11 protein-coding genes and 1 pseudogene are annotated in these 13,242 nt (G+C 73.6%); 9 read left to right on the top strand and 3 right to left on the bottom strand.

From position 1 onward, the window contains the following. Positions 1-75 precede the first annotated feature (75 nt). Both OG776_RS21090 and OG776_RS21085 read left to right on the top strand, forming a co-directional pair. Positions 76-1,590, top strand: coding sequence for a 3-hydroxyacyl-CoA dehydrogenase (locus OG776_RS21090; protein ID WP_148009333.1), 1,515 nt, complete (start codon positions 76-78; stop codon positions 1,588-1,590). Continuing rightward, positions 1,587-2,177 carry a TetR/AcrR family transcriptional regulator gene (locus tag OG776_RS21085; RefSeq protein WP_148009334.1) on the top strand — a complete coding sequence of 197 codons (591 nt, stop codon included), beginning with the start codon at positions 1,587-1,589 and terminating at the stop codon, positions 2,175-2,177. The genes OG776_RS21090 and OG776_RS21085 overlap by 4 nt, the downstream gene beginning before the upstream one ends. Positions 2,178-2,180: 3 nt before the next feature. On the opposite strand, the gene OG776_RS21080 is transcribed toward OG776_RS21085, so the two are convergent. Next, entirely contained in the window at positions 2,181-2,672 is a 492-nt protein-coding gene (locus OG776_RS21080) for an Lrp/AsnC family transcriptional regulator (protein ID WP_148009507.1), read from the bottom strand. Positions 2,673-2,862: 190 nt separating this feature from the next. On the opposite strand from OG776_RS21080, the gene pdhA reads away from it, so the two are divergent. Genes pdhA through OG776_RS21055 form a run of 5 tightly spaced genes read left to right on the top strand, consistent with a single transcriptional unit; the run spans position 2,863 to position 9,034 of the window. Continuing rightward, on the top strand, positions 2,863-4,029 hold the full coding sequence (pdhA, locus tag OG776_RS21075; RefSeq protein WP_148009335.1) for a pyruvate dehydrogenase (acetyl-transferring) E1 component subunit alpha: 1,167 nt from the start codon (positions 2,863-2,865) through the stop codon (positions 4,027-4,029). Continuing rightward, positions 4,026-5,030: an alpha-ketoacid dehydrogenase subunit beta gene (locus tag OG776_RS21070; RefSeq protein WP_148009336.1), complete on the top strand. Its 1,005-nt coding sequence runs from the start codon at positions 4,026-4,028 to the stop codon at positions 5,028-5,030. The genes pdhA and OG776_RS21070 overlap by 4 nt, the downstream gene beginning before the upstream one ends. Next, positions 5,030-6,535, top strand: a complete 1,506-nt coding sequence (locus tag OG776_RS21065; protein WP_148009337.1) for a dihydrolipoamide acetyltransferase family protein — start codon at positions 5,030-5,032, stop codon at positions 6,533-6,535. Before OG776_RS21070 ends, OG776_RS21065 begins: the two co-directional genes overlap by 1 nt. Positions 6,536-6,560: 25 nt before the next feature. After that, positions 6,561-7,613: an NTP transferase domain-containing protein gene (locus tag OG776_RS21060; RefSeq protein WP_329322177.1), complete on the top strand. Its 1,053-nt coding sequence runs from the start codon at positions 6,561-6,563 to the stop codon at positions 7,611-7,613. After that, positions 7,613-9,034 (top strand): molybdopterin molybdotransferase MoeA, encoded by a 1,422-nt coding sequence (locus tag OG776_RS21055; protein WP_148009797.1) that lies wholly within the window; start codon positions 7,613-7,615, stop codon positions 9,032-9,034. The genes OG776_RS21060 and OG776_RS21055 overlap by 1 nt, the downstream gene beginning before the upstream one ends. A gap of 134 nt (positions 9,035-9,168) precedes the next feature. Here OG776_RS21055 and OG776_RS21050 read toward each other — a convergent pair whose 3' ends face one another. Together OG776_RS21050 and OG776_RS21045 are read right to left on the bottom strand one after the other, a co-directional pair. Beyond that, positions 9,169-9,756: a hypothetical protein gene (locus OG776_RS21050; protein WP_148009796.1), complete on the bottom strand. Its 588-nt coding sequence runs from the start codon at positions 9,754-9,756 to the stop codon at positions 9,169-9,171. A gap of 281 nt (positions 9,757-10,037) precedes the next feature. Beyond that, entirely contained in the window at positions 10,038-11,150 is a 1,113-nt protein-coding gene (locus OG776_RS21045; RefSeq protein WP_329322173.1) for a potassium channel family protein, read from the bottom strand. 284 nt (positions 11,151-11,434) lie between these two features. Here OG776_RS21045 and OG776_RS21040 point away from each other — a divergent pair. Both OG776_RS21040 and OG776_RS21035 read left to right on the top strand, forming a co-directional pair. Then, positions 11,435-12,118, top strand: a pseudogene (locus OG776_RS21040) (potassium channel family protein); the annotation flags it as partial. A 10-nt stretch (positions 12,119-12,128) separates the two neighbouring features. Then, entirely contained in the window at positions 12,129-13,109 is a 981-nt protein-coding gene (locus tag OG776_RS21035) for an NAD(P)H-quinone oxidoreductase (RefSeq protein ID WP_148009338.1), read from the top strand. The last annotated feature ends 133 nt before the right edge of the window (positions 13,110-13,242 follow it).

The following is a 13,242-nucleotide window of genomic DNA, read 5'->3' as shown; positions in this document are numbered from 1 at the left end:
GAGTAACCGAACGATCGGTCGGGACAAGGGGGTCCGCCGCATCTGTGGAAAACCCTGTGCGGGAGGATCGCGAGCATGACAGCACTCGACCTCAACAGCCCCGTGGCCGTCGTCGGCACCGGCACCATGGGCCAGGGCATCGCCCAGGTCGCGCTGGTCGCGGGCCACCCCGTACGGCTCTACGACACCCTCGCGGGCCGCGCCGACGCGGCGGCCGAAGCGATCGGCGCGCGCCTCGACCGGCTGGTCGAGAAGGGCCGGTTCGGCGCCGCCGACCGGGACGCCGCACGCGAGCGGCTGCGACCCGCGCGAAGCCTCGACGAGTTGGCGGACTGCGCGCTCGTCATCGAGGCGGTCCTCGAACAACTCGACGTCAAGCAGCGGCTGTTCCGCGATCTCGAGGACATCGTCGAGGAGGACTGCCTGCTCGCCACCAACACCTCGTCCCTGTCCGTCACCGCCATCGGCGGAGCCCTGCGCAACCCCGGCCGCCTGGTCGGACTGCACTTCTTCAACCCTGCGCCGCTGCTGCCCCTCGTGGAGGTCGTCTCCGGGCACGCGACCGACTTCTCGTCGGCCACGCGCGCGTACGAGACGGCACGGGCCTGGGGGAAGACCCCGGTCGCCTGCGCGGACACCCCCGGCTTCATCGTCAACCGCATCGCGCGGCCCTTCTACGCCGAGGCCTTCGCGGTCTACGAGTCGCAGGCCGCCGACCCCGCCACCATCGACGCGGTCCTGCGCGAGTCCGGCGGCTTCCGGATGGGCGCCTTCGAACTCACCGACCTGATCGGCCAGGACGTCAACGAGTCCGTCACGCACTCCGTGTGGCAGGCCTTCTTCCAGGACCTGCGCTTCACCCCCTCGCTCGCCCAGCGCCGGCTCGTCGAGTCCGGCCGGCACGGCCGCAAGACGGGACACGGCTGGTACGACTACGGGGACGACGCCGAACGTCCCGAGCCGCACACCGCGGAGAAGGCGCAGCCGCCCGCCCATGTCGTCGTCGAGGGCGACCTGGGACCCGCCTGCGAACTGCTCGCCCTGATCCGCGAGGCGGGCATCCAGGTCCGCGAGGAGGAAGAGGACCACGGAACCCGCCTGGTGCTGCCCGGTGGTGGCCAGCTGGCCCTCGCCGACGGCCAGACCTCGATCGAGTTCCGCGACGTCGTCTACTTCGACCTGGCGCTGGACTACCGCAGGGCCACCCGCATCGCCCTGTCCGCCTCCCAGGACACCGCGCCGCAGACGGTCGCGGAGGCCATCGGCCTCTTCCAGGCACTGGGCAAGGACGTCAGCGTGATCGGGGACGCGCCCGGCATGATCGTCGCCCGGACCGTGGCCCGCATCGTCGACCTGGCGCACGACGCCGTCGCGAAGGGCGTCGCCACCGAGGAGGACATCGACACCGCGATGCGCCTGGGTGTCAACTACCCGCTGGGGCCCTTCGAATGGAGCCGCAGGCTCGGCAGGAGCTGGGCCCACGACCTCCTGGAGGAGCTGCACCTGCGCGAGCCCTCCGGCCGCTACGCCCCCTCACTCGCGCTGTACCGCCACGGGCACGCCAGTGAGAAGAGGGAGGGCACCTCATGACCACCGCCAAGCGGGACACCTACACCCCGGAGACCCTGCTCTCCGTCGCCGTCCAGGTCTTCAACGAGCGCGGCTACGACGGCACCTCCATGGAACACCTCTCCAAGGCGGCCGGCATCTCCAAGTCGTCGATCTACCACCATGTCGCCGGCAAGGAGGAGCTGCTGCGCCGGGCCGTCAGCCGCGCTCTCGACGGCCTCTTCGAGATCCTCGACGAGGAGCACGCGCGCGTGGGGCGTGCCGTGGAGCGCCTGGAGTACGTCGTACGGCGGATGGTCGAGGTGCTCACCGCCGAGCTCCCCTACGTGACGCTGCTGCTGCGCGTGCGCGGCAACACGGCCACGGAGCGGTGGGCCCTGGAGCGGCGCCGCGACTTCGACCACCGGGTGGCCGGGCTGCTGAAGGACGCGGCGGCCGACGGGGACGTGCGCGGCGACGTGGAGGTCCGGCTCGCGACCCGGCTCGTCTTCGGGATGATCAACTCGATCGTGGAGTGGTACCGGCCGGACGGGCGGGGCATGGGCGAGCGCGAGGTGGCCGACGCGGTCGTACAGGTGGTCTTCGGGGGTCTCAGGGCGGAGGGCTGACCTTCAGGCCTCCGGCTCCGGCTCCAGGTCCTCCTCCTCGAACACCAGCAGCGTCCGTGTGCTGAGGACCTCCGGGATGGCCTGGAGCCGGGTGAGGACCAGCTCGCGCAGCGCCCTGTTGTCCGGCGTGTGCACCAGCAGCAGCACGTCGAAGTCGCCGCCCACCAGCGCGATGTGGGATGCCCCGGGGAGTATCCGCAGCTGCTCGCGCACCGTGCGCCAGGAGTTCTGCACGATCTTGAGGGTGATGTACGCGGAGGTGCCCTGGCCCGCGCGTTCGTGGTCGACGCGTGCTCCGAAGCCGCGGATCACGCCGTCCTCGATGAGGCGGTTGATCCGCGCGTAGGCGTTCGCCCGGGACACGTGGACCCGTTCGGCCACGGATCGTATGGAGGCACGGCCGTCCGCCTGGAGCATCTGCAGGATGTCCTGGTCGATCGCGTCGAGCGGACGGGCGGGCGGCGACACGGCGCCGGCCTCCGGCGACTCGGCCATTTGTTCAGGTGCCATGTCCCCCCGCCTCCCTACCATGGACGTACTGCGTCCATCTCAGGCTGTGCAGAACCGTTTGTCCACAGCCTGCGGGTGCCTGTAGCCAAAATGTGCCGACGACCGAACAATCGGTAGGTGAGGCGCGTCACAACCTGTGCCGCGTCCGGAGCCACTCCCACGAGGAGGTGCCGTCATGACGGTCATGGAGCAGCGAGGTGCCTACCGGCCCACGCCGCCGCCCGCCTGGCAGCCCCGCACCGACCCCGCGCCGCTGCTGCCCGACGCGCTGCCCCATCGCGTCCTCGGCACCGAAACGGCCGCACAGGTCGACCCGGATCTGCTGCGCCGCCTGTACACGGAGCTGGTGCGAGGCCGCCGCTACAACACGCAGGCCACGGCTCTCACCAAGCAGGGCCGCCTCGCGGTCTACCCCTCCAGCACGGGCCAGGAGGCCTGTGAGGTCGCCGCCGCGCTCGTCCTGGAGGAGCGCGACTGGCTCTTCCCCAGCTACCGCGACACGCTCGCCGCCGTCGCCCGGGGCCTCGACCCCGTCGAGGCGCTGACCCTCCTGCGCGGCGACTGGCACACCGGGTACGACCCCCGCGAGCACCGCATCGCCCCCCTGTGCACCCCGCTCGCCACCCAGCTCCCGCACGCGGTGGGCCTCGCCCACGCCGCCCGCCTCAAGGGCGACGACGTGGTGGCGCTCGCCCTGGTGGGCGACGGCGGCACCAGCGAGGGTGACTTCCACGAGGCGCTGAACTTCGCCGCCGTGTGGCAGGCCCCGGTCGTCTTCCTCGTCCAGAACAACGGCTTCGCCATCTCCGTCCCGCTCGACAAGCAGACCGCGGCTCCTTCGCTGGCCCACAAGGCCGTCGGCTACGGAATGCCCGGGCGCCTGGTCGACGGGAACGACGCGGCGGCCGTGCACGAGGTCCTGAGCGACGCGGTGCGCCACGCGCGCGCGGGCGGCGGTCCGACGCTCGTCGAGGCCGTCACGTACCGCATCGAGGCCCATACGAACGCCGACGACGCCACCCGCTACCGCGGCGACTCCGAGGTCGAGACCTGGCGTGCGCACGACCCGATCGTGCTCCTGGAACAGGAGCTGACCGAGCGGGGCCTTCTCGACGAGGACGGCATCCGGGCCGCCCGAGAGGCCGCCGAGACGATGGCGGCGGACCTGCGCACCCGGATGAACCAGGACCCGGTGCTCGATCCCATGGACCTGTTCGCCCACGTGTACGCCGAGCCCACGCCGCAACTGCGCGAGCAGGAGGCACAGCTGCGCGCCGAGCTGGCGGCCGAGGCCGAACCGGACACCGCCGCCGGATCCGAGCCGGAAGGCGGAGCCCGATGACCACCGTCGCCCTCAAGCCCGCCACCATGGCGCAGGCCCTCACCCGCGCCCTGCGCGACGCCATGGCGGCCGACCCGAGCGTCCATGTCATGGGCGAGGACGTCGGCACCCTCGGCGGCGTCTTCCGGGTCACCGACGGCCTCGCCAAGGAGTTCGGCGAGGACCGCTGCACGGACACCCCGCTCGCCGAGGCGGGCATCCTCGGCACCGCCGTCGGCATGGCGATGTACGGCCTGCGACCGGTCGTGGAGATGCAGTTCGACGCGTTCGCCTACCCTGCCTTCGAGCAGCTGATCTCGCACGTGGCGCGGATGCGCAACCGCACCCGCGGCGCCATGCCGCTGCCCCTGACCATCCGGGTCCCCTACGGCGGCGGCATCGGCGGCGTCGAGCACCACAGCGACTCCTCCGAGGCGTACTACATGGCGACCCCGGGGCTCCATGTCGTCACGCCCGCGACGGTCGAAGACGCCTACGGACTGCTGCGCGCCTCCATCGCCTCCGACGACCCGGTGGTCTTCCTGGAGCCCAAGCGGCTCTACTGGTCGAAGGACTCCTGGAACCCCGACGAGCCGCGGTCCGTGGAGCCGATCGGCCGCGCGGTGGTGCGCCGGACGGGCCGCAGCGCCACGCTCATCACGTACGGGCCGTCCGTGCCCGTCTGCCTGGAGGCCGCCGAGGCCGCGCGGGCCGAGGGCTGGGACCTCGAAGTCGTCGATCTGCGCTCCCTCGTCCCCTTCGACGACGAGACGGTCGCGGCGTCGGTGCGGCGGACCGGCCGCGCGGTCGTCGTGCACGAGTCGGGCGGTTACGGCGGTCCCGGCGGGGAGATAGCGGCCCGTGTGAGCGAGCGCTGTTTCCACCACCTGGAGGCGCCGGTGCTGCGGGTGGCCGGGTTCGACATCCCGTATCCGCCGCCGATGCTGGAGCGGCACCACCTGCCCGGCGTCGACCGGATCCTGGACGCCGTGGCGCGTCTGCAGTGGGAGGCGGGCAACTGATGGCGCAGGTGCTGGAGTTCAGGCTCCCCGACCTCGGCGAGGGGCTCACCGAGGCGGAGATCGTCCGCTGGCTGGTGGCGGTCGGCGACGTCGTCGCCGTCGACCAGCCCGTCGTGGAGGTGGAGACCGCCAAGGCGATGGTCGAGGTCCCCTGCCCCTACGGGGGCGTGGTCACGGCCCGCTTCGGCGACGAGGGCACGGAACTGCCGGTCGGTTCCCCCCTGCTGACGGTCGCGGTCGGCGGCGACGCGCCCGCCTCCGGCGGGGCGGACGAAGGGTCCGGCAATGTGCTCGTGGGCTACGGGACCGGAGCGCCTCCGGCGCGCCGCAGGAGGGTGCGGACCAGTCCGGCCGCACCCGTGCGGCCCGCCGCCGAAGCCCGCTCGAACGGCGGCTCCCCGGCCGCCGCCCGGAGCGCCGCCGCCCCCTCCGGGGCGCTCGGCGCGGCCAGGGCGGCCGGCGCGGACACGGCCGCCCCGGAGCGCACGGACGCGCGGGACCTCGTGGACGCGCGGGCTCTCACGGACGCGCTGGACCGGCGGAACGCGGGGGCACCGACAACCGGTCCCGTCCCCGTCATCTCGCCGTTGGTGCGCAGGCTCGCCCGGGAGAACGGCCTGGACCTGAGGGAGCTGACGGGCTCCGGCCCCGAAGGACTGATCCTGCGGGCGGACGTGGAGCACGCGCTGCGCTCGGCCGCCGCCCCCGGGCAGCCGCAGGTCCTCGACGGCCTCCGGGCACCTGCCGCCACAGCCGTGACCGCCACCCACGCCTCCACCGCCCCCTCGGCCACCGCGCCCGCGCCCGCGGCCGCGGCCGGGACCCGGGTCCCCCTGCGGGGCATCCGGGGCGCCGTCGCCGACAAGCTCTCGCGCAGTCGGCACGAGATCCCCGACGCGACCTGCTGGGTGGACGCCGACGCGACCGAACTCCTCGCCGCCCGCGCGGCGATGAACGCCGCGGGCGGTCCGAAGATCTCGCTGCTCGCCCTGCTGGCCCGGATCTGCACCGCCGCGCTGGCCCGCCACCCCGAGCTCAACTCGACGGTGGACACGCAGGCCCGCGAGATCGTCCGGCTCGACCACGTTCACCTCGGCTTCGCGGCACAGACCGAACGTGGCCTCGTCGTCCCGGTCGTCCGGGACGCCCACACCCGCGACGCACAGTCGTTGAGCGCCGAGTTCGCCCGGCTGACCGAGGCCGCGCGGACGGGCACCCTGACCCCCGCCGACCTCACGGGCGGCACCTTCACGCTGAACAACTACGGCGTGTTCGGGGTCGACGGGTCCACGCCGATCATCAACCACCCCGAGGCGGCCATGCTCGGCGTCGGCCGGATCATCCCCAAGCCGTGGGTGCACCAGGGCGAACTGGCGGTCCGGCAGGTCGTCCAGCTCTCGCTGACCTTCGACCACCGGGTGTGCGACGGCGGCACGGCGGGCGGCTTCCTGCGGTACGTGGCGGACTGCGTCGAACAGCCGGCGGTGCTTCTGCGTTCCCTGTGATCGCTGCGGCCCGCATACTCGGGGGGTGACCGCGTACGAGCACCCGGGCGCCCCCGGCCCCGCCGCCCCGTACGACGCCGTCGTGCTCGCCGGCGGTGCCGCCCGGCGCCTGGGCGGCGCGGACAAACCCGGAGTGCGGGTGGGCGGGCGCCCGCTGCTCGACCGGGTGCTCGCCGCCTGCGCAGCGGCCGCCACCACGGTGGTCGTGTCCGAGCCCAGAACCACCGCGCGACCCGTGCGGTGGGCCCACGAGGACCCACCCGGCGGGGGGCCGCTGGCCGCCCTCGACGCCGGGCTGCGCCGCACGTCGGCCGAGGACGTCGTGGTGCTCTCCGCCGACCTGCCGTTCCTGGACGAGGGGACGGTACGACGGCTGCTCGACGCCCTTCGGGGGAGCGACGCCGGGCGCGGCGGCGCGGAGCGCCCCGAAGGCGTGCTGCTCAGCGACCCCGAGGGGCGCGACCAGCCGCTCGTGGCCGCGTACCGGGCGGAGCCCCTGCGCCGGGAACTGGCCGTGCTCGCCGCCGCGCACGGCGGGCTCACCGGGCTGCCGCTGCGACGGCTCACCGCCGCGCTGGACCTCACCCGCATCTCCGACCCCGTCGCGTCCTTCGACTGCGACACCTGGGACGACATCGCCGCCGCCCGGGCACGTATCAGGGAGCATGGGCACGTGTTGGACGAATGGATTTCCGCAGTCAAGGACGAGCTGGGCATCGACCTGGACGTCGACACCGGCGGCCTGCTCGACCTGGCGCGCGACGCAGCGCACGGAGTGGCACGGCCCGCGGCACCGCTGACCACGTTCCTCGTGGGGTACGCGGCCGCGCACGCGGGCGGAGGCCCCGAGGCCGTGGCCGCGGCCGCCCGCAAGGCCGCCGCGCTGGCGCTGCGCTGGGCCGACGAGGACACCCCCGAGGACGGGGAGGACACCAAGAAGGCTGCCGTGAAGGACACCGAGAACGTCACCCCGGGTGCCGCGCCCGGAGCCGGAGCCGCGCCCGGCCCCCACGCCCCGACGGGCTCCGGCCCCCACGCCCCCGCGGGCCCCGGTTCCGACGCCGCCCCGGACGCCTGATGACCTCGCCGGGCGCCCGCGTCGGCCGGGACGCCGACGAATTCGACGTGGAGGAGGCCCTGGCCTTGGTCAAGGACCCCCGACGCCCGGCGGGCCCCGGACGGGACCGGGGCGACGCCGCCGCACGGACACCCGCGCCCGACACCGTGCCCGCCCCGCACACCGCGCGCAGCGACGGGGACGGACAGCACAGGGCCACCCCGTGGCCCGCCGCCCGCACCGCCGCGGAGCGGGCGGCGCGTTCACTGCCGCGCCGCACGCCCGTCTCCGTGCCCCTGGACGCCGCTCTGGGCCTGGTGACCGCCGCGCCGCTCGACGCGCTCACGGACCTGCCCTCCTTCGACACCTCCGCGATGGACGGCTGGGCGGTCGCCGGCCCCGGCCCCTGGGAGGTCCGTGAGGAAGGCGTCCTCGCCGGTCACGCGAAGCCCGGGTCCCTCACCGACGGCGAGGCGGTACGGATCGCCACCGGCGCACGCGTCCCCCGGGACGCCACCGCCGTCCTCCGCAGCGAACACGGACGCATCGACGACAAGGGACGCCTGCACGCGGCCCTTCCCGGCGCCGCCGGCTCCGGGCGGCCCGGCGCGACGCCGACGGTCGTGCACGGGCAGGACATCCGGCCGCGCGGTCAGGAGTGCCGCAGCGGTGACCAGCTTCTGGCCGCCGGTGTCCTGGTCACCCCGGCCGTGCTGGGCCTCGCTGCTGCCGCCGGATACGACACCCTCGCGGTCATTCCCCGCGCACGTGTCGAAGTTCTCGTCCTGGGCGACGAGTTGCTCACCCAGGGACTCCCCCAGGAGGGCCTGATCCGGGACGCGCTCGGCCCGATGCTGCCGCCCTGGCTGCGGGCGCTCGGCGCCGACGTCATCGCCGTGCGCAGGCTGCGAGACGACGCGAAGGCCCTGCACAAGGCGGTCGCGGGTTCCGGCGCCGACCTGATCGTCACGACCGGCGGCACCGCCGCGGGCCCGCTCGACCACGTCCACCCCACCCTGAGCCGTATCGGCGCCCGGCTCCTCGTGGACGGGGTCGAGGTGCGTCCGGGCCATCCCATGCTGCTGGCCCGAACCCGGGAGAACCAGCATCTGGTCGGCCTGCCCGGCAACCCCCTGGCGGCCGTCTCCGGGCTGCTCACGCTCGCCGAGCCACTGCTGCGCATCCTGGCGGGGCGGGCGGCGCCGGAGCCGTACACGCTGCCCGTACGGGAAGGGGTGCACGGGCACCCGTACGACACCCGGCTGATCCCCGTCGCCCTGCACGGCGACCAGGCGGTCCCGCTGCGCTACAACGGTCCGGCCATGCTGCGCGGTATCGCCGCCGCCGACGCGCTCGCGGTCGTACCGCCCGGCGGTGCCCGCCCGGGTCAGGAGCTGGAACTCCTGGACCTGCCCTGGGCGGTGTCCGGCAGCGGTGGCTGATCGCCCTGTGTCAGGGCGTCGGCCGGAGCCCGCCCATCCGCCGAGGGGTGAGCGGGATCGGGGAGTGTTTCACGTGAAACGTCCGGATCGTGCTCCGGGTGCGCGGAGGCGGCGTCGGCTCGACCGGCGGTCTGTCACCAGTCGCTGTCGTGGACGACCCGGAAGCTGCCGACGACACCGTCGTCACCGAACATGGCTCCGGCCAGCAGCGCCTCGGAGCTGAACGCGTCTCCTTGGACGGGGCTGGTCACGACGCCGTGGGTGGCGCCGTGCGGGCCGACGGTGGCGACCGGTGAGCCGCCGTTGCAGTTGAACCCGCGGTAGACCTCGACGGTCCGCCAGCTGTCGTTGTAGATGCTGAAGCTGTTGGCGCCGAGTCCGCTCGCGGCGGCGATGCAGCCCTCGACGGAGCCGGAGTACGTCCGCTCGTTGAAGTAGATGTACCCGGGTCCCTCGTGGCCCGAGCCGCGGCCTCCGCGGTCGCCGCCGTCCCGGTCACCGCCCTCGCCGCCCTTGTTGCCGTTGCCGTTGCCGTTGCCGACGGGAGCCGTCGCGGGGGCGGCCTTCCGGACGGACGGCGCGGCCTTCGGGGCGGCGTGGGCCGCTCGCTGGACGGAGGGGGCGACCTGCGTGGACTCGGCGGGCGAGGCGTAGGTGATGCCGGTGGTGGCGAAGGCCGCAGCGCCTACGGCGGCGGCCACGGCGAAAGTGCGCGTGGGCATGTGACTTCTCTCTGCCTCGGAGACGTCGGCCGGACAGCCGACCTGCGTCGAACGTACTGATCGCCCCATTCACTGTCATTTCGGGCATGTCCAACGTGTGATGGCGCGGGCCGGACGGGTGCAAAAGCGGAACGCACCGCATATCCCTGCGCCGACGGGTTCCTGGCGTGCCGTCAGCGTGCCCGGCCCGGTCGGTCCCCGCCCCTTCCTGCCGAGCCGTCCCCCGCCCGGTCCGGTGACGCCCGGCCCGTTGGTGCCCGGTCCGGTGACGCCCCGTCCGGTCAGCCGCGTGGTCGGCTCTGCCTGATGCTGATCACCCGGTCCCCGAGCTGGAGGGCTGCGGCCTCCGGATCGGTGTGGTCGAGCACCTTCCTGCGGCGTACGACGGCGACGACGAGATCGGAGCACTCGCGAGGCGACCGGCCCACCTCGCCCTCGGTCACCGCGCGTTCGATCAGATCGAGTCCGCTGCCGTGGGTCATCAGGTCCTCCAGGGTGTCGGCCGCGTGCGGGCTGGCCACGGACACGCCGAGGAGACGGCCGGCCGAACTGGAACTCGTGACCACGGTGTCCGCGCCGCTCTGTCTGATCAGGGGGACGTTCTCGTCCTCCCGGACCGCGACGACGAGAGCCGCCCGCTTGTTCAGCTGGCGGGCGGTCAGTGTGACCAGGGCCGCGGTGTCGTCGCGCTGCGGGGCGACGATGACGCGTGCCGCGGCCTGCAGTTCGGCCTTGCGCAGGGTGTCGGTGCGGGTGGCGTCGCCGAGCACGGCCACGAGCCCGTCGTTTCCGGCGGCCTCGACCGCCTTGCGCAGCGGATCGACGACGACGATGTGGTCCTTCGGCGTGCCCTGGCCCAGCAGCGACTCGACGGCGTGCCTCCCCTTGGTGCCGTAGCCGACGACCACGACGTGGTCCCGCATGCGTGCGCGCCACCGGTGGACGCGCACCTGTTGGCGGGTGCGTTCGGTGAGGACCTCCAGCGTGGTGCCGACCAGGATGATCAGGAACAGCACGCGCAGCGGGGTGATGACGAGGATGTTGGTGAGCCGGGCGGCGTCGCTCACCGGGGTGATGTCGCCGTACCCGGTGGTCGAGAGGGTGACGGTCGCGTAGTACGCGGCGTCCAGCAGGTCGACCCGGCCGTCCGCGTTGTCGTTGTACCCGTCACGGTCGATCCAGACGAGAAGCGTCGTCACGGCCAGCACCAGCAGCGCCATGGCCAGTCGCCGCAGGACCTGCTGGAGCGGCGGCAGGGTCCGCTCGGCGGGCAGCGTGATGGACCGTCCGGCTTCGGCGTCCTCCAGGGCATCGCCCCGCGAGCGGTACCAGAGGGACCGGAGGATCGAGATCCCCCCTGGTCTCGGCGGGTGGGACCGCTTCTCGTGGCTCATGGTTCGCCCCCTGCGACGGTGATCCGATCGGACAGCACGGTGACCATGGTCCCGGACGAACGCCCCCCGGCACGCGGGCCGCGGAATCCGGCACGTCGCGTCGCCGTCCGGGACCCGGCCGAGGGCCACCGGTGAACGGGCGTGGTGCCCGTCGCGGGACCGGCGTCGTGCCCGTCGCGGGAGACGGGCCCACCGCCCTGCCGACGGCGCCGTCCCCCTCGTTGGCAGTAGCGTCGTCCCCGTTGCCGGGTTCGTAGGGTGCACGCGGAAGACTGCTGGAGGGGGCGGCCTTGAGGGACCACACCGTGGTTGTCGGCTTCGGGACCAAGGGGCGGTCGGCGGTGCAGACCGTCTGCGCGTCGGGGCTGAGGAAGGAACAGGTCGTGGTGGTCGACCCCAGTTCCGAGGCGGTCGCCGCCGCGACCGCCGACGGGTACACGGGGGTCGTCGGGGACGCGACCCGCAGCGACGTCCTGATGCGGGCCGAGGTCCGCAAGGCGCGGCAGATCATCATCGCGACCCAGCGCGACGACACCGCCGTGCTGGTCACGCTGACCGCCCGCCAGCTCAACGGCCAGGCGAAGATCGTCGCCGCGGTACGGGAGGAGGAGAACGCCCCCCTGCTGCGGCAGTCGGGCGCCGACGCCGTCATCACCAGCGCCAGCGCGGCGGGACGGCTCCTCGGACTCTCGGTGCTCAGCCCCAGCGCGGGCCTGGTCATGGAGGACCTCATCCGGCAGGGCAGCGGGCTCGACATCGTCGAACGTCCGGTCATAAGGGCCGAGGTGGGCAAGGGGGTGCGCGAGACGGACGACCTGGTGGTGAGCGTCGTACGGGGGCACCGGGTGCTGGGGTACGACGACCCGGCCGTCGGCACGCTCCAGCTGACCGACCGGCTGATCACGATCGTGCGGGGCGCTCAGCGTCCCCCGGTGGCGCCGGGTACCCGGCCCCGCCCGCAGGAGTAGCGTCGCCCTCATGTACGCGATCACGATTCCTGAACCTGGTGGGCCCGAGGCGCTGGTGTGGGACGAGGTCCCGGACCCCGTGCCCGGCGAGGGCGAGGTCCTCGTCGAGGTGGTGGCGAGCGCGGTCAACCGTGCCGACCTGATGCAGCGCCAGGGCTTCTACGACCCGCCGCCCGGAGCGTCCCGCTACCCCGGCCTCGAATGCGCCGGACGCGTCGTCGAGACCGGGCCGGGTGTCTCGGGGTGGGCCGTCGGCGACGAGGTGTGCGCGCTGCTCGCGGGCGGAGGTTACGCCGAGAAGGTCGTCGTCCCGGCCGGGCAGCTGCTGCCGGTTCCCGCGGGCCTCGACCTCAAGCGCGCGGCGGCCCTGCCCGAGGTGGTCTGCACGGTCTGGTCGAACGTCTTCATGGTCTCCCACCTGCGTCCGGGCGAGACCCTGCTCGTGCACGGAGGGTCCAGCGGTATCGGCACCATGGCGATCCAGCTCGCCAAGGCCGTGGGCGCGAAGGTCGCCGTCACGGCGGGCACCAAGGAGAAGCTCGACTTCTGCGCCGAACTCGGCGCGGACATCCTGATCAACTACCGCGACCAGGACTTCGTCGAGGAGATCGAGCGGGCCACCGACGGTGCCGGCGCCGACGTCATCCTCGACAACATGGGCGCCAAGTACCTCGACCGGAACGTGCGGGCCCTCGCCGTCAACGGACGGCTCGCGATCATCGGCCTGCAGGGCGGCACCAAGGGCGAGCTGAACATCGGGGCGCTCCTGGCCAAGCGGGGCGCCGTCACCGCGACCTCGCTGCGCGCCCGTCCGCTGGGCGAGAAGGCGGCGATCGTCGCCGCTGTACGCGAGCATGTGTGGCCGTTGATCGACTCCGGTCACGTGCGCCCGGTGGTCGACCGCGAGCTGCCGATGAGCGAGGCCGCGGAGGCGCACCGCATCCTGGAGGAGAGCGGTCACATCGGCAAGGTGCTGCTGGTCACCCCCTAGCGGAGAGCCGTCCCGCCCGCCGGCATCCCCCGGCGGGCCCTCGGGGCGGGCGCCGGGCCAGGCGGGGCGCCGGCCCCGCTCCACGGCTCGACCGGCGCGCGCGACCGGCCGGCCCGGCGGCCCGGCGTCCCTG

This window comes from Streptomyces sp. NBC_01689, from assembly GCF_036250675.1.
In the GTDB taxonomy this organism is placed as follows: Bacteria; Actinomycetota; Actinomycetes; order Streptomycetales; family Streptomycetaceae; genus Streptomyces.
Note: the sequence above shows the minus strand (reverse complement) of the source record. Positions and strands in the feature narration are given on the sequence as shown.

Coding starts and splice junctions, on each gene's coding strand:
- pdhA (WP_148009335.1), top strand. CDS start 2,863: ATGACGGTCATGGAGCAGCGAGGTGCCTACCGGCCCACGCCGCCGCCC.
- OG776_RS21065 (WP_148009337.1), top strand. CDS start 5,030: ATGGCGCAGGTGCTGGAGTTCAGGCTCCCCGACCTCGGCGAGGGGCTC.
- OG776_RS21070 (WP_148009336.1), top strand. CDS start 4,026: ATGACCACCGTCGCCCTCAAGCCCGCCACCATGGCGCAGGCCCTCACC.
- OG776_RS21085 (WP_148009334.1), top strand. CDS start 1,587: ATGACCACCGCCAAGCGGGACACCTACACCCCGGAGACCCTGCTCTCC.
- OG776_RS21045 (WP_329322173.1), bottom strand. CDS start 11,150: ATGAGCCACGAGAAGCGGTCCCACCCGCCGAGACCAGGGGGGATCTCG.
- OG776_RS21090 (WP_148009333.1), top strand. CDS start 76: ATGACAGCACTCGACCTCAACAGCCCCGTGGCCGTCGTCGGCACCGGC.
- OG776_RS21050 (WP_148009796.1), bottom strand. CDS start 9,756: ATGCCCACGCGCACTTTCGCCGTGGCCGCCGCCGTAGGCGCTGCGGCC.
- OG776_RS21080 (WP_148009507.1), bottom strand. CDS start 2,672: ATGGCCGAGTCGCCGGAGGCCGGCGCCGTGTCGCCGCCCGCCCGTCCG.
- OG776_RS21055 (WP_148009797.1), top strand. CDS start 7,613: ATGACCTCGCCGGGCGCCCGCGTCGGCCGGGACGCCGACGAATTCGAC.
- OG776_RS21035 (WP_148009338.1), top strand. CDS start 12,129: ATGTACGCGATCACGATTCCTGAACCTGGTGGGCCCGAGGCGCTGGTG.